This window comes from Streptomyces sp. NPDC002265 (genome assembly GCF_040296125.1).
Lineage (GTDB): Bacteria > Actinomycetota > Actinomycetes > Streptomycetales > Streptomycetaceae > Streptomyces.
The window spans coordinates 1-14,496 of the sequence record NZ_JBEOWS010000257.1 but is presented as its reverse complement, the minus strand read 5'-3'; the positions used below and the strand labels follow the sequence as shown (position 1 = coordinate 14,496).

Here is a 14,496-nt window from a genome sequence, read left to right as displayed (position 1 = left end):
AGGTGCCTCTGCTCGGCTGATCACCCGAGCGCCCGCCGGACGCTGATCCGCGTCCGGAGCTGACTGCCAGTCATGCAAGGAACGTACAAGACCAGGGGCAACCGGTGGCGGCACGCTGGGCACATGACCGAACCCCGTGCAGCCGTCAACCTGGCCCACAAGCTCTCGCTGTTCGATGAGCTCTGGGCACAGAAGAAGATCGCCGATCTGAACGATTACGAGGTCAAGCTCGCCAAGCTGAAGGGCGAGTTCGTCTGGCACACCCACGAGGACACCGACGAACTGTTCCTCGTCATCAGCGGCCGGCTCACCATCCAGCTCAGGGACGGGGACGTCGTGCTCGAACCGGGTGAGCTGTTCGTGGTGCCCCGGGGCGTCGAACACTGTCCCGTGGCGGAGGAGGAGACCGCCATTCTGCTGCTGGAACCGGCAGGGGTCCTCAACACGGGTGACGCGGGCGGCCCGCTCACCCGGGCTGCCGAGCCCTTGGACCAGATGACCGAGTCCAAGGGGTCGGTGATCGTAGGCGATCAGTGAGCGTGGCCAGGATCCGGTCCGGTGCTTCGCACCAGGCCCGTCGGCCCTGACGCCTGACCGCCCGCCGCCACCCTGACTGCGAGACGGACGCGCCGACCGGCCGGACGGCTCCGCGTTCCGGCGGCAGAACTTCGGCGACTCGGGGTGCCTGCGGACGTGCTTTGCATCCTGCTGCCCCTTCTCGTGACGGCACCAGTGCGTTCACTCTCAACTCAATGCAACGCTCCCGGTGTTACTCGTTGCTTTAGGCTCAGAACCGTTGCAACGAAATCACGGCATCTGCCTGTGAAAATACCGTGGTTGCGCCACATGTTTGTTGCCTGATGTCTGAATGCAACGTAGCGTTTCTTTCATCGGAAACAGCGAGTCGAAGGAGTGCATCATGCAGAAGTTCGCCACCCCCGCCCCCGTCCAGGCCGTCCTGGACATCCCGGCCGGGCGCATTCAGCTCATCGCCGCCGACCGCGACACCACCACCGTCGAGGTCCGGCCCGCGGACGCTTCGAAGGGCCGTGACGTGAAGGCGGCCGGTCAGGTCCGGATCGCCCACGCCGACGGCGTCCTGCGGATCGAGGTCCCGCAGGCGAAGAACCGGATCCTCGGCAACACCGGTTCGGTCGAGGTGACCGTGCAACTGCCCGCCGGTTCCAGTGTCGAGGCGAAGTCGGCAGCCGCCGAACTGCGCGGTGTGGGCCCCCTCGGGGACGTCGTCTTCGACGGCGCGCACGGACCGGTCGAGCTCGACGAGGTGGCAGGCGTCCGCCTCACCGGTCTGGACGCCACCGTCTCGGTCGGCCGTCTGAACGGTTCCGGTGAGATCAGCACCCTCAAGGGCGACCTGACGATCACCGAGGCCGCCGGCGGCGCACTCACCCTGAGCACTCAGCAGGGCGACATCACCGTCGGCGCCGCCCAGGGCGTCTCGGCCACCCTGGACGCCGGCACCGCCTACGGGCGGATCCGCAACACCCTGACGAACACCGGCAGCACCGCCGTCGCCGCTCTGACCGTCAAGGCGACCACCGCCTATGGCGACATCACCGCCGGCAGCCTGTGACGCGTCCACCGGAGATCACTGGATGAGTAACCCCGCCACCGTGCTGGACGGTGATCCGCTCAAGTGGCTTCGGGAGAGGCGACGTCGCTGTACACGAGGTGGTGATCCGAGTACGGGCTGGGGTGCGTGCCTTGTGCGAGCGGAACGACGCCGCGCAGGAAGATGTAGTCGAACTTGCTCTGCCAGTCGGTGGTCGGCTTGCAGGCGCCTCCTGACGCGGGACGGCACTGAGGATCCGCGTCCGTGGCCAGCGCCCACAGGGGGGCGAGTTCGGGCGCGTCCGGCACGGCGTTGAAGTCGCCGAGAACGATCGCGCGGTCGTACCGGGCGATCTCCGCGGCGAGCAGGCGGCTCTGGTCCGCCCGGACCGCCTCCTGACGTCGCTGGGCGAGGTGCGTGGCGAAGACCCGGACGGACCTGCCGCCCACCACGGTGCTGACGGCCATGTACCCGCGGTCCTCGGATCCTCCGTCGGGGTATTCCACGCTCACGCGGTCCGTCATCTGAGCTGCCGACAGGACCGCCTGGCCGTAGGCACCCGGACTCCATGGTGCTCCGCCGCAGCGGCTCCAACTGCGAAGGACCATGCCGTACTCGACGTGGTAGACCAGCCCGTAGAAGCTCTCCAGGTAGTCCCGGATCCTGTCGACGTCACGTACGCACGCTTCCTGCAGGGCGACGACCTGGGGTGCGTACGTGGCGATCTCCGCCGCGCGGTCGACGTTGCTCCGGGCGCAGGGGTTGCAGAGGTTCCACGTCATGACCCGGTTCGGTACGACGTCTGCGGCGGCGCCGACGGGCAGCGGCCTGGCGGAGGGGGCGCCGCTGGGCGCGCTGGGGCCGACGAGCACCACGCAGGCCACGATCACCGAGGCTGCGAACAACCGCGTGCCGCTTCCGAACACCATCGCCTCCTCGGAAATGGAGCCCGCTGGCATCTGACGTCTCCCCGCACGAGGTTACTTGGGCGGGGCTGTCGGTCGACAGAGGGGCTGTGCCGTGTCCGTCCCGCTCGGACGACGGAGGTCCGGGCGGTGGCGATACCTTTCCGGCATGTGCATTTCGACAGGCGAGGCCGCGTTCTCCGGCACGATCGTCTACTGCGGGCGACAGCACCACCAGGTGCACGGCCTCATCCACGTCCTGGGGTACCAGAACACTGCGGTCAACCTCGCGGACGGCCCCAACGCCATGCTGCTGCACCTGCCCACCAGACAGCTCACCCCCCATCACTTCCTGTCCACGGGACGCAACGGCGACGTTCTGCACCGAATGGTGACCGCCGTGGAACGCAGCGCCGCCACAGACGACGGCATGGCCTGGATGAGTGGGGAACCGCAGACTGTCCAGGTCTTCGACCACGACGTCTACACGGTGGTTCTGGCGGACGACCCCACCGCCGTCCTTGCCGCGCTCCAGCAGGTGCCGCCGCACCGGCGCCCCGATCTCGAGCCGGACCTTCTGGCCTTCTACGCCGACCGCTTCCCCGACCACACCATCGCTGTGTGCTGCTTCGACAACGCCGACGCGCAACGCGCCAAGCCCTTGCTGCTCTGGTACGCGCCCCTCGATCCCGACCGGCTGACCGTGCCGGCCCTGGACAGCCACACCGGCAAGGCGCCGGACCTCGGCGCCGACGTGCCTGTGGACCACTGGGTCCTGCTGTCCACCGACCAGGCCCCCGCCGACTGGGGCACCCCTGTCGACCACCCCGGGGACATGCGTCACCGTCTGCGCACCTTCCTGCCCACCGCCGTCACGGGCCGGCGCTACGGCGAAGGGCAGGTCCTGCCCAATGGAGACTTCACCATCAGCCACCGCGACCTGCTCGCCGGTGACCTCGACCGCATCGAGCGCCTGCAACCGGCACACCGCTGAAGGGCGCGACGGCCACAGCCACGGTACGACGGCCGTCCCCGGCCATCATCCGATGCCGGGGACGGGAGCGGGGGTGCAGGGCCTCGATCTCCCGGCACCCCCGCCGGTCAGTCGTGCTGGTGCGCGGGAGGGGTCACAGCTCCTCGACGAAGTACGGGTCGACCGTCATCCAGCCGTTGCCCGAAGCGCCGTTGAGGCGGCCCGAGGAGTTCTTGGCCAGGGTGTACCACGACTCGACGTAGTCGGGGTCGTCGGTGAACCACGAGTCGGGGATGGCGCTGAGGACCGCGTTCACCAGGGGGATGTAGGTGCCCTGGTCGGTGACGGTGAGCAGGGCCGTGGTGATGGCCGTGGCCAGCGCACGGTAGTTGGTGCCGTCGTCGTCCTCCATCATCACGACGTCGGCCAGGTTGTACTTGTAGTTCGACCAGTTCACCAGGATCTGGTTCGGGTAGTAGGTGGTGCCGTCGTAGTCCAGGTACGGCATGTCCACCGAGTCGACGCGTGCCTTGCCGTCCAGGCCGAAGCCGGTGACCAGGGAGAACATCTCGGCGGCGCCCTTGAACCAGGGTTCCTGGTCGTCGTTCACCTCGATCGCGTCGACCTTGGTGGCCCACCAGCCGCCCGTGTCCTGCGCCTTGGCGAGACCGGCCTGCGAGGTGAGGCCCTTGGCGGCCAACGCCTTGTCCAGGACCGCGAGTCCGGCCCGGTGGGCCTTGGTGACGTCGATGTCCAGGACGTACAGGGGACGGTCGGGCACGCGGGCGGTGCCCACGGTGTGGGCGCGGCCCTGGCTGTCGTAGGCGGTGAGGGTCTTCGCGTCATCGTCCGCCGCCGCGACGGCGACCCAGGGGGTGGTGTCGGTCTTCAGGTGCGCACGCATGGAGGGCGCGCCCAGGCGTACCCGCAGCAGTGAGCCGGTCGAGGTGGGCAGCCCCTTCAGTTCCGCGAGGCGCCGGTCGGCGGCAGAGACCGAGGCGGTCAGCTTTCGCCCCGCGGGCCGGGTGGACTTGCCGGCCAGGGCCTGCAGGTCCACCTCGTCCGTGGCGAGCGAGGCCGTGCGTACTTGGGCCCGCCACTGCGAGTCGTGCAGCGACGAGGCCAGCGACCGGGCGATCTGGTTCTCGATGTCACGGACCGGGGACTTCTGCTGGGCCGTGGCCGGGCTGTCCGTGGCGGCCGCCGCCGAGGCGATGGCCGGCTGGACGCTGCCGCCGATGACCGCGCTCAGCATGACGCCGATGAGGGCGCCGCGACGCTTGCTTGCTCTGCTCACCATGCTCCTTGGGTTGTCGGTGCGTGCCGCACCGCGGGGGCGGGCGGCGGTCTGTGGGGTGGGCGGCTCCGGGTCTCTTCCCGGCAGCCGGTGATGTCAGGGCTGTGCACCTGGTGCAGGCCGGCAGGGCCGGCACCATGAACCATCGAGTTAGCCGGTTCATGACATATGACGCGCGTAGAATCAGTGCGTGAACAGGTGGCTACGGACCACCGCGTCGGGCGAGCGGGGTCACGCGCCCGAAGGGGCCACGGGCTAGCAGGAGTTGTTGTCGGCCGAACGTCGGCGGTCGTGCTCCAGTGAACTCAGCATGATCTTCTCGGTGCCGCGCAGATACACCTCGGCCGCGCGCTGAGCGTCCTCGCTCTGCCGGTCGACCACCGCGCGCACCACCGGTGCGAGCCGATTCCACGCCTGTGCCGGGTCCTCGAACGGCGCCCGCAGCGCAGCCCGTACGGGGAGGTAGGCGTTGAACAGCGTGTTGGTGAGGAGTACGTATACCCGGTTGCCGGTCGCGCGTGCCAGCTCCCGGTGCACCTCCACGTCGGCGAGCTGGATCGCGGCCGCGTCCGGGGCGTCGGCGACCAGTTGGAGCAGTTCTTCCAGGCGCCGGGCCTGCCGTGCCGTGCGCCGGACGGCCGCCCGGCCCGCGATGAGGACGCCGATGTGCCGGCGGGCCTCGAAGATCTCCCTCAGCCAGCCGGGGTCCTGCGCGGCCAGCATCGGGAGCAACTCGGCCCCGCCGAGCCGCAGATAGTCGAGGATGCGGGTGCCGATGCCGTGCCTGGTGCTCAGCAGACCCGACTTCTCCAGCCGTGTCAGGGCGTGTTTGAGGGTGGTGCGCGTGACACCGTACCCGGCCGCCAGCTCCCGCTCGGGCGGCAGCAGGGAACCGGGCTCGTGAGTGCCGTTCAGAATGGCCTCACGCAGCCGTGCTTCGAGCAGGTCGACCACGGTTTGGCGCGGAATGCTGTCGACGGCCACGGAGGATCTCCCGAGACTGCAATCGGATGGTGCGGCGGCTCACTGGTTGAGTGGCTCAGCCACCACCACAGTGAAGCAGTCTCAGTCTGTGTCGTCAATTACCTGACGACACAGGGGAGTTGTCTGGCCGGCTCCAGGCCCGGCACTGGGCCGGCCGACGCTCAGGTGCCGACGGAAGGGCAGGCATCCGTGCTGCCCGTGGCTGGGCTCGGCTGGGATGGACAGCCGCCTTCGTATCCTCGTACCGGCGCTCGTACCGACGCAGAGGAATGCGGGCCGACCGGGAGGGGAAGCGGATGGCCTTCGGAAGGCGGAAGCGCGACGAGCCGTTCGAGGCGGTGCACTGGGACGAGATCACCCAGTTCACGGTGGGCCGCATGATGCGGAACACGATTCGCAAGTCGAAGCGCGGCGAGGGCCCGCACGCCGTGCGGTTCATGAGGACACGCGCAGGCGACGAGTACATGGTCCCCGGCGTCTTCATCATCCCCCTGGAGCCGGCCCGGCCGCTGTCGAAGGGTGGATTCCGCCTGTACGAGGACGAGGACAGCCGACAGTTGCTGTGCACGGTCCTCCCGGACGGCTCCGACCGCTACCGGGTGACCGACGCCGCCGGCCTCGAACTCGGCTCGGTCCGCCGCACCCCGGTCGCGAAGCGGCTCACCCAGCAGAGCCTGTGGATGGAACAGCCCGGGTATCCGCCCATCGTGGCTCTCCGTAACTGGGCCAGAGGCGGTCCGGGGGCGGCTCTGGGCCGCGGGGTGGGTCATGTCCTCGAAGGGGTCGTCGACTCTCTGCTGTCCTTCGGCTCCGACGAAGTGGGGGACTCCGGTTCAGCTCCCAAACCGGTGGTCTGGACGGTGGGCGCAGAAGCAGCGGAAGAGGCGGGCCCGGACGGAGGGTACAGAGAAGCCGTGCTGACCTGTCCGCGAGCGAACCAGAGCCACGCGTGGTACTTCGTCATGCGGGAAGGCTGGTTGGACAAGCGCCTTGCCTTCGCACTCGTGGTGCTGCGCGAGAGCGAGGCTTTCGGGGCCGACCGCCGTTGACGGACCCCGAGCGCCCAGCCTCGCGCTCGGGGCGGCGGCGTACGGCGTCAGCCGTTGTTCTGTACCTCTTGGAGCAGGGCCTCGGCCGCGAGGAGACCGAGGCTGTGGGAGGCGAGGGGGCTGTCACCCGTGAGGAGCTTGCGGTCCTGGTGGGTCCTGCCGGTCATGTCGTCGTTGACGACATGCATGCCCTGCTCTCTCAGCAGACCGGCGACGAGCCACTGCAGGCGGCCGGGGAGGTAGCCGATGTCGAGGTTCGGTCCCTCGTCGAGCGAATCGGGGAAGACGCAGACCGAGTACCCCTTGAAGGGTGACTCCTTCTTGCCCAGCGAGGCGGCGAGCAGCGCGGCCGGGCCGTGGCACAAGGTGATGACGAACTTGTCGTTCGCCAGCGCCCAGTCCAGGGTCCCGGTCACTGCCTCGCTGGTCGGCAGACCGACCACGGCCCCGTGTCCGCCCGGGATGAAGACGGCGACGTAGTCCGAATCCTCGCCGAGGTCCTTTTCGACGACATCGGCAAGGTTCCTGGGCGCCTTGAGCTTCGGCTTGAGAGCCTCGTACGTCGCCTTGACGGCAGCGTCCTCGTCCGGCATGGCCCACAGTTCGAGCTTCGCCGGGTAGCCCCCCACCGTGGCGACGTCGATGTCGAAGCCCGTCTCCATCAAGTGGTGAGCCGGCAGCAGCATCTCCACCGGATGGTTTCCGGTGGAGAACATCTTGCCGTTCTCCAGCAGAACATAGCGTTCCGCCGCCGCCACCATGAGGACCTTCAGCTTCCCTCTGTAGGCGCCCTTGTGCTTCACCCCATCGAAGTCGGTCTTCGGCGCGGTGTACTGACTGAGCGAATACGGTGAAGGGAAGTACGCGTTGTCCTCGGCCGGATCTGGGGTGGGGTCCCTGCTCAGATCTTCCGCGGCAGAAGGCATGCTGACGACCTGCTTTCACAAGCGGCTGAAAGTCTCGGCAGTGACGGTGAAAGGGGCGCACTGCCCGGGAAGGGCAGAATCGACTGTCCCTTCGAGATGATCCATGACGATGCTAGCGCGCCCCTTTCGACCCGGCAGGTGGATCTTGTGGCGGAACGGGGCGTGGTTCAGGACACCACGGGAGCGGCGTCCGTGACCTCGCTCAGGCGGACCGTGCACAGCCCGCGCGGCTCGCTCCTCACCTCCGTGACCTTGAGCTGGGTACCCGGCGTGAGGATGTATTCCTCCTCGCCGGTGAAGGCGGAGAAGCTCTTGATCCCGACCGCCCGGGCCGGCGTCACCTCGAAGAGGGTCCGCTTGCCGCGACTGCCCAGGAACGCCCTGGCCACCTGCAGCTGGGAGGTACACGAGGAGACACCCCACCAGGTCACGGTCCGGCCCACCGGGTACTGCGCCCGAAGGTCCAGCGACACCCCGCGCCACAGCGGCTGCGTGTAGGCCGGCAGCTCCGAGACCGCTGAGAACAGCAGCCGCAGGTAGGGCAGGTAGGGCGTCAGCCTGGTGCGGTCGGGGGAGCGCAGGACGCTGTTGATCTCGCGGTAGAAGGCTGACTCACAGGTGTAGAGGTGGAGCGCGGCGATCGCGTCGGCGGACAGGCCGCCGCCGGCCGCCTGGTCCGCGCGCCGCTTGCCGAAGTCGTGCGAGCGCCGGATGTGTCCGGCGAGCCCGGACAGCACCGCGGAAGCCGGGGCGACGGCGTTCTCGAAGTCCATCAGCGCGGTGTCGAAGACACCGGTGATCGCCGGCAGGACGAGGCCCTCGTCCTTGACGCTGGTCAGGCGCTCCAGGTACAGCTGGTGCAGGTTCATGGTCGACTCGATGAAAGCGCCCATGCGCGCCGCGACACCCCCGTCCGCACCGCCCGCGCCGGTCGCCGTCTCGTTCCACCCCTTGCTCGGCAGCCAGTCGATGCCGTCGGCGCCCAGCGAGGCCAGAGCGTCGTTGACCTGGGTGAAGTGGTCGCCCTCGCAGAAGATGTCGCCCTGTGCCGCCGGGTTCGCGTGGTCGAGATGGCGGACCTCGACGTCCGGGTACTTCTGCTGGAGCCGCAGGACGACCCGCTTCAGGCTGCGGGCGTGCGCCCCCCACCACGCGAATACGACGCCGCGGTCCTCCTCGGGCGCGTCCTGCTTGGCCTTGAGGATCTCCTCGACGATCCGCTCGGCGACCGGCCGCCAGAACGCCGTGTGCTGGTCGGCCCCCATCGTCCCGTCACCGCTCGCGGTCAGCGACGCGTTCAGCAGCAGTACGCCCTGCGTCAGCATCGCCTGGAACCACTCGGGCGGCTGGACCGTGTCCCGCTCCTTCAGCAGCGCCCGCACCTCGGCGATCGGGGTCTTCTTGGCGATGCCGTACTTCCACATCGCCGCCGCCTTGATGAGGCACCTGATGCTGACGACGCGGCCGAACTGGCTGTCCTTCCAGTCGCTGAAGGTGTTGTCGAACATGGCTATGCCGGTGGCGCTCTCCGGCCGCGGATACGGGTTCTGGCCGAAGACCACGACCTTCCACTTGTGCGGCGGGTTCGGCTTGAGCGCCTGGAACGTCAGCTCGCGGACCGGGACCACCTCGGGGCTGCGGCCCTTGCCGATGAACCGCGCGGCGTCCGGCTGCGCCTCGATGACCGGCTTCAGCAGCGGGAGCCAGGCCTCCCCGCCACCGTCGAAGAGCTCGGCCAGGGCGAAGGGGTCGTTCATATCGGGCTCGGGCTGGGACTGCTGCGGCTGGCCCTCAGCCGGGACACCGGTCGTCGATCCGGTCATGGCGATGGCGCTTTCGCTCGTCGTGGCAGGAGGAGAGGCCGGAGTGGGAGCGGCTGCGGCAGCGGGAGTTTCGGGCGTAGGCGTGGGGGCTACAGGCGTGCCGGTCGTCGGCGGCACGATACGTACCCGCTGGTCGACGGGCGCGTTCTCGATCCCGTGGAGCTGGGAGACGATGGTGGAGCGAAGCTCGTCGTCGTCCTCGAACCAGTGGTCGTGAAAGAGCGTGTAGCCGGTCCACATCAGGTTGGCGCACACCCGGGCCGGCACCTGGCCGGTCTGCGCCCCGAGACCGACCAGCGCCACGGACCGGATGCTGCCCGGCTTCTTCCGGTTCTGCCGGTGGACGGCCTGGAAGGCGGCCGCGCACGCCAGCGCCACGTTGAGCGTGGCGCTCACGTTCTGCGAGGACCGCACCATCGTGGGCGTCGATATCAGGTAACGGGGGACGGTCGCGCCGGACGGGACGCACACCGCGCTGCCCACCGGCATGGGTCCGGCGAACCGGTCACGGATCGCCCGCTGGACACGCACCTGGATGCCGGACCCCAGGTATCGCTTGATGACGGCGTCGACCCCGCCGTCCATCCGGCCCCGGGAGTTCGTGGGGGTGACCCAGGCGTCGACGTCCTCGTCGAGGATCGAGCCCTTGCGGATCTCGATTCCGGGGGTGTCGGCGAACGCGGCACGCCACGCCTCCACCACACGCTCGTTGACGTCCGTCAGTACCACCCTGAGCGCGGGCAGCACAGTGCTCTCGGTCATCGTCCACTCCTGTTGTGCAACAGCGGTTCCAAGACCTCGAACGTATCCCCTGCCACTGACAACGCAGCCCCGACAAGGCACCGGTGACCTGCCGTCAGGATCGGCCGGGATCTCGCGCCTGTTGCAGGGCCTGTAAGCGTGGCGCTCGCTCGGGGTGGTCAGGTCTCCGGTGTATGTAGTGTGCGGAAATGACTAGAAGCGAGCGGATCGCGGAGCAGTTGGACTGGTACTGGCGCAAGAACCTGCGGCCGCGGCTGGATGGTCTCACCGATGATGAGTACTTCTGGGAGCCGGTGCGCGGCTGCTGGAGTATCCGCCCACGCGACACGTCGGCCGCACCGATGTCGACAGGTTCGGGGGAGTGGACGATGGACTCCGCGTCCCCTGACCCGGTGCCGGCTCCGGTGACCACGATTGCCTGGCGGCTGGCACACATCATCGTCTCGTGCCTGGGCTATCGGGTCGGATGGCACTTCGGCGGCCAGGACGTCGACGCCCAGACATTCGCCTACGCGGGGACCGCTGACGAGGCGCTGATGCAGCTCGATGAGATGTACGGGAGATGGAACGCGGGGGTCCGCGCGCTCTCGGACGCTGACCTGGAGAATCCGCCCACGGCGGGTCCCGAGCGGCGTCCCATGGAGGGCATCATTCTCCACGTCAACAGGGAGCTGATCCATCACGGCGCTGAGATTTCCCTGCTGCGCGACCTCTACCGCCGACAGGACGGAGCCGTAGCGCACCGCATATGACTGTTCGAAGAAGCTTCGCCATCTTCGAACGTGCTGGTCGAGGGTTCGGGCGTGATCGGTTTGCGGGGTGCTCGTGCTGGGCGTGGGCGATACCGCCTCCTCGCCGGTCGTCCACGTGGCAGGGCACGTGGTGCGACTGGTCCCGCGATGAACCAGGACGGTGGGGCGGGAAATTCGGGTGTCCTGTCGGTGAGGCCGTGCGAGCATCGGCTGGTGATCGACGATGAGGAGCTGATTCCCGCCGACCTGATCGGGAGGCGACTGCTGAAGGCGACCACGGCTTGGCATCACTGTGCTGACGACGAGCCGTCGTTGGTGCACCTCTGGCTTCACCTGGAGGGGCTGGGCCCGGTTCTGTTCCACACGCCCTCGACGGGTGTGGCTCTACGGGCCGACCAGCCGCACGGACCGTGCTCGATGGACGAGCACGGAAGCGTTTTCGTGGCCGACGATTCGACGGATGATCCGGTGACCCGGTTCGTCGGACAGCCGATCCGCTCGGTTCGGCAGATCCACTACAACGACGGCCATGTCGGCTTCACGGCCGGCCTCACGCTCCAGTTCCCCGGCGGGAGCATCCGTTTCCTCGGACTCGATGACGACCTCCTCATCGCCCACGACCAGCATCTGGGCGCTGTCGAGGCCCACCTGCACGAGGACGTGACCATCGCGCGAGTAGTACAGACCTCCGGTGGCTTCCCGTCGCAGTGGGACGCCTGGACGACCACGGGCCAGTACCTGTACCTGCGGTACCGGCACGGCGAGGGCACCGTCGAGCAGCATCCGAGCGGGGACGTCGACACCTGGGACGGCGAGGAGTCGGGCCTCTGGACCAGCTGGGACGACGGAACCAACGGCGGCCGGATCGAACTCACCGATTTCCTCGCCATGGCCGGCCTGCAGCTGGCTCCGGACGCCGAGGTGCACACCACACCGCCGCTCGTTCCGAAAGCCTGAGAACGATGGTCACGCACCCCAGCCGCGATTACGCGATCACCGCGATGTACTCCGTGCCCGACGACGCCTGGTATCTGGAACTGGACCTCGTCCGGGAGCAACGGGCCGTGGTCACCGCGGTCATCCCCGACGAGGACCCGGCACGCGAGCCGACCGTGTGCTTCGATCCCCGAGGACGGCACCTGGACATCCCGTACGAGATCATGAGCTGGTTCATGGACCAAGTCGCGGATGAGATCCGGACGTCCCGCGCCTGGATGCGGCTGAGGCCCGAGCTGGTGGAGGTCATCCACCGCTTGCGCCAGGAGTATCTGGGCGCCATCGACGACGCCGACTTTCCCGACGTTCTCGCCGAGCTGCGCGGCGCTGTCCCCGAGGCCGATCTCCCCATCGTGCTTGCGGCCGCCTTCGGGCTCGATCCCGATGGCACCCCCATGGACGGCATGCAGGCGTTCCAGCTCGTCGCCGCGGGCTCGGTGGAAAGTGATCACCGTCCCGCCGTCTCCGCGTCCGAGGCCGGCGGCTCGTGTCGAGCCGGCTGATCGTCTGCCGTTCGGCGGCCCGCGGACCAGCCGAGGTGGGCGACGCTGGTGCGGACGCGTCGGACCAGGGGTACGCCGCCTGGGGCCGACGCCTACCTCTCCGGCCTTGGACGGTCAGCCGGTGAACAGCTGCGTGCCTATCACGGCAAGCAGCGCCAGGCGGTCGGCGTCCTCGGTCCCGGGCTGGGCCGTGTAGACCATGATGCGCAGGTCGCTGCCGGCGGCGCTGAGCACGTCGCAGTCCAGCGTCAGTGCGCCGACCTGGGGATGGTCGATGGTCTTCCGGCCGGCTTCGTGCTCGCCCACGGCGCCTGATTCCCACAGGTCGTTGAAGTGGTCGCTGCGGCGGCGCAGTTCGGCGATGAAGGACTGCAGGCTCGCATCGTCGGGATAGCGGCCGGAGGTGCGGCGCAGATCGGCCACGAGCGCCGCCTGCAGTGCGCTTCTGGAATCGGCGGTGTGGCGTACGCGGCTGTCAGGGTTGAGGAAGTTGCGCCAGACCCCGTTGAGGTCATTCCCGTGCCATTCCCCCATGAGCGCCGTGTAGAGGAGGTTGGCTAGCAATTGGTTCCAGGCGGCGTCGAAGACGGCGACGGGCGTGCCGGTCAGCCGGTCCAGCATGCGGTGGACCCCGGGCGTGATGTGCCGAGGAACCGTGCCCGGGCCCGGTGGGACGAGGCCGGCCAGACGGAAGAGGTGGGCTCGTTCGCCCTGGGTGAGTCGCAGGGCGCGGGCCAGGGCCTCGACGATCTGAGGTGAGGGCTTGGCGGCGCGTCCCTGTTCCAGCCGGACGATGTAGTCGGCGGAGACGCCCGCCAGCTGGGACAGCTCCTCACGGCGAAGCCCGGCGGCGCGCCTGCGTCCGCCCGTGGACAGACCGACGTCCTGGGGCGAGACGCGATCGCGCCAGTGACGCAGGGCCGCCCCGAGTTCTGTGGTCGCCATGCCCTCGATTGTGGCAAGAGAGACGTTTGCCTGTCCTGGTACTGCCGTTCCCAGGAAAACGGGTCTCCTGCCTAATCGTCCGCTTCTCGCCGACCGTGGAGACATGGCAGAACCGCGCCGCACACCCCGATCCCCGAAAGGATCAGCACTCATGAACAAGCTCGCCCTCGTCACCGGCGCCACCTCCGGCATCGGCCGGGCATTCGCCGAACGCCTGGCCACGGACGGCTACGACCTGATCGTCGTCGGCCGCAACAAGGACCGCCTGGAGGAGTTCGCCGCCGGCCATCCCGGCGTCAGGGTCCGCACCGTCGCCGCCGACCTGTCCACCGACCTCGGCGCCGACACCGTAGCCGGGATCTGCGCCGACGAGCCGCTGACCATGCTCGTCAACAACGCCGGCGTCGCCCACTACATGCCGCTCGCCGAGCTGCCCGCCGACAAGGCCCGCGAACTCGTCCAGGTCAAAGTCGTCGCCCCCACCATGCTCACCCGCGCCGCCGTCGCCGGCATGCAGGAACGTGCCCATGGAAAGATCATCAACGTGGCCGGGATGATCGCGTTCAGCGGCCCCGCCGACCCGTCCGTCATGCCCCGCCGCGCCGCCTACGCCGGCTCCCTGGCCTACCTCGTCGCCATGTCCCAGACCCTCAGTGCCGAGCTGGCGGGCACCGGCGTCCAGGTCCAGGTGCTGTGCCCCGGCGTCGTCGCGACCGAATTCCACACGCGCCAGGGAATGGACATGAGCACCGTGCCGCGCATGTCCGCCGAGGACGTCGTCACCGCCGGCCTGCGTGGCCTCGAGCTCGGTGAGGTCGTCTGCGCCCCCGGTGTCGAAGACGCGGGCCTCCTCGACGCCGTCTTCCAGGCCGACCTCGCCGCCTTCGGCGGACAGAGTCCCGAACTCGCCTCCCGCTACCGGGATTCATTCGCAGTGCTCCGGACTTCAGGCCGGGGGTGAAGCGAATCCTGTGGTGGCGACGCGGAGCGTCGCGGTGGTGTTCCGGC

At 68.7% G+C, this 14,496-nt stretch carries 14 protein-coding genes; 8 read left to right on the top strand and 6 right to left on the bottom strand.

Features of this window, described 5'->3' with window-relative positions; all coding sequences use genetic code 11:
• Positions 1-123 precede the first annotated feature (123 nt).
• Complete coding sequence (locus ABT085_RS33150) at positions 124-537, top strand: cupin domain-containing protein (RefSeq protein WP_351616384.1); 414 nt, start codon at positions 124-126, stop codon at positions 535-537.
• A 382-nt stretch (positions 538-919) separates the two neighbouring features.
• Entirely contained in the window at positions 920-1,594 is a 675-nt protein-coding gene (locus tag ABT085_RS33145; protein WP_351616381.1) for a DUF4097 family beta strand repeat-containing protein, read from the top strand.
• A gap of 59 nt (positions 1,595-1,653) precedes the next feature.
• Here the strand turns inward: ABT085_RS33145 and ABT085_RS33140 are convergent, their stop codons facing one another.
• Positions 1,654-2,532: an endonuclease/exonuclease/phosphatase family protein gene (locus tag ABT085_RS33140; RefSeq protein WP_351616379.1), complete on the bottom strand. Its 879-nt coding sequence runs from the start codon at positions 2,530-2,532 to the stop codon at positions 1,654-1,656.
• 115 nt (positions 2,533-2,647) lie between these two features.
• Between ABT085_RS33140 and ABT085_RS33135 the strand changes: the two genes are divergently transcribed.
• A complete protein-coding gene (locus tag ABT085_RS33135; RefSeq protein WP_351616373.1) occupies positions 2,648-3,472 on the top strand; it encodes a hypothetical protein in 825 nt (274 codons plus the stop codon).
• Between the two features lie 133 nt (positions 3,473-3,605).
• Here ABT085_RS33135 and ABT085_RS33130 read toward each other — a convergent pair whose 3' ends face one another.
• Both ABT085_RS33130 and ABT085_RS33125 read right to left on the bottom strand, forming a co-directional pair.
• A complete protein-coding gene (locus ABT085_RS33130) occupies positions 3,606-4,751 on the bottom strand; it encodes a DUF3103 family protein (RefSeq protein WP_351616369.1) in 1,146 nt (381 codons plus the stop codon).
• 252 nt (positions 4,752-5,003) lie between these two features.
• A complete protein-coding gene (locus ABT085_RS33125) occupies positions 5,004-5,732 on the bottom strand; it encodes a FadR/GntR family transcriptional regulator (protein ID WP_351616367.1) in 729 nt (242 codons plus the stop codon).
• A gap of 296 nt (positions 5,733-6,028) precedes the next feature.
• On the opposite strand from ABT085_RS33125, the gene ABT085_RS33120 reads away from it, so the two are divergent.
• Complete coding sequence (locus ABT085_RS33120; RefSeq protein ID WP_351616364.1) at positions 6,029-6,781, top strand: hypothetical protein; 753 nt, start codon at positions 6,029-6,031, stop codon at positions 6,779-6,781.
• Positions 6,782-6,828: 47 nt separating this feature from the next.
• Here ABT085_RS33120 and hchA read toward each other — a convergent pair whose 3' ends face one another.
• Positions 6,829-7,707 (bottom strand): glyoxalase III HchA, encoded by an 879-nt coding sequence (gene hchA / locus ABT085_RS33115; protein WP_351616361.1) that lies wholly within the window; start codon positions 7,705-7,707, stop codon positions 6,829-6,831.
• 167 nt (positions 7,708-7,874) lie between these two features.
• Complete coding sequence (locus tag ABT085_RS33110; RefSeq protein ID WP_351616359.1) at positions 7,875-10,292, bottom strand: ADP-ribosyltransferase domain-containing protein; 2,418 nt, start codon at positions 10,290-10,292, stop codon at positions 7,875-7,877.
• Between the two features lie 188 nt (positions 10,293-10,480).
• Here ABT085_RS33110 and ABT085_RS33105 point away from each other — a divergent pair, with 188 nt between their 5' ends.
• The 3 genes from ABT085_RS33105 (at position 10,481) to ABT085_RS33095 (ending at position 12,543) form a co-directional block, all read left to right on the top strand.
• The gene (locus tag ABT085_RS33105; protein ID WP_351616356.1) at positions 10,481-11,044 is read left to right on the top strand and encodes a DinB family protein; all 564 of its coding nucleotides are present in this window, start codon (positions 10,481-10,483) and stop codon (positions 11,042-11,044) included.
• A gap of 213 nt (positions 11,045-11,257) precedes the next feature.
• A complete protein-coding gene (locus ABT085_RS33100) occupies positions 11,258-12,001 on the top strand; it encodes a hypothetical protein (RefSeq protein WP_351616354.1) in 744 nt (247 codons plus the stop codon).
• Positions 12,002-12,006: 5 nt separating this feature from the next.
• Positions 12,007-12,543: a hypothetical protein gene (locus ABT085_RS33095; protein ID WP_351616351.1), complete on the top strand. Its 537-nt coding sequence runs from the start codon at positions 12,007-12,009 to the stop codon at positions 12,541-12,543.
• Positions 12,544-12,657: 114 nt separating this feature from the next.
• Here the strand turns inward: ABT085_RS33095 and ABT085_RS33090 are convergent, their stop codons facing one another.
• Positions 12,658-13,488: a helix-turn-helix transcriptional regulator gene (locus ABT085_RS33090; protein WP_351616347.1), complete on the bottom strand. Its 831-nt coding sequence runs from the start codon at positions 13,486-13,488 to the stop codon at positions 12,658-12,660.
• A gap of 151 nt (positions 13,489-13,639) precedes the next feature.
• On the opposite strand from ABT085_RS33090, the gene ABT085_RS33085 reads away from it, so the two are divergent.
• The gene (locus tag ABT085_RS33085; RefSeq protein ID WP_351616343.1) at positions 13,640-14,449 is read left to right on the top strand and encodes an SDR family NAD(P)-dependent oxidoreductase; all 810 of its coding nucleotides are present in this window, start codon (positions 13,640-13,642) and stop codon (positions 14,447-14,449) included.
• Positions 14,450-14,496 lie beyond the last annotated feature (47 nt).

Excerpts from the sequence above, each read along its gene's own strand:
- ABT085_RS33140 (WP_351616379.1), bottom strand. The coding sequence starts at position 2,532 with ATGCCAGCGGGCTCCATTTCCGAGGAGGCGATGGTGTTCGGAAGCGGC.
- ABT085_RS33090 (WP_351616347.1), bottom strand. The coding sequence starts at position 13,488 with ATGGCGACCACAGAACTCGGGGCGGCCCTGCGTCACTGGCGCGATCGC.
- ABT085_RS33110 (WP_351616359.1), bottom strand. The coding sequence starts at position 10,292 with ATGACCGAGAGCACTGTGCTGCCCGCGCTCAGGGTGGTACTGACGGAC.
- ABT085_RS33120 (WP_351616364.1), top strand. The coding sequence starts at position 6,029 with ATGGCCTTCGGAAGGCGGAAGCGCGACGAGCCGTTCGAGGCGGTGCAC.
- ABT085_RS33145 (WP_351616381.1), top strand. The coding sequence starts at position 920 with ATGCAGAAGTTCGCCACCCCCGCCCCCGTCCAGGCCGTCCTGGACATC.
- ABT085_RS33095 (WP_351616351.1), top strand. The coding sequence starts at position 12,007 with ATGGTCACGCACCCCAGCCGCGATTACGCGATCACCGCGATGTACTCC.
- ABT085_RS33135 (WP_351616373.1), top strand. The coding sequence starts at position 2,648 with ATGTGCATTTCGACAGGCGAGGCCGCGTTCTCCGGCACGATCGTCTAC.
- ABT085_RS33085 (WP_351616343.1), top strand. The coding sequence starts at position 13,640 with ATGAACAAGCTCGCCCTCGTCACCGGCGCCACCTCCGGCATCGGCCGG.
- hchA (WP_351616361.1), bottom strand. The coding sequence starts at position 7,707 with ATGCCTTCTGCCGCGGAAGATCTGAGCAGGGACCCCACCCCAGATCCG.
- ABT085_RS33105 (WP_351616356.1), top strand. The coding sequence starts at position 10,481 with ATGACTAGAAGCGAGCGGATCGCGGAGCAGTTGGACTGGTACTGGCGC.
- ABT085_RS33130 (WP_351616369.1), bottom strand. The coding sequence starts at position 4,751 with ATGGTGAGCAGAGCAAGCAAGCGTCGCGGCGCCCTCATCGGCGTCATG.
- ABT085_RS33150 (WP_351616384.1), top strand. The coding sequence starts at position 124 with ATGACCGAACCCCGTGCAGCCGTCAACCTGGCCCACAAGCTCTCGCTG.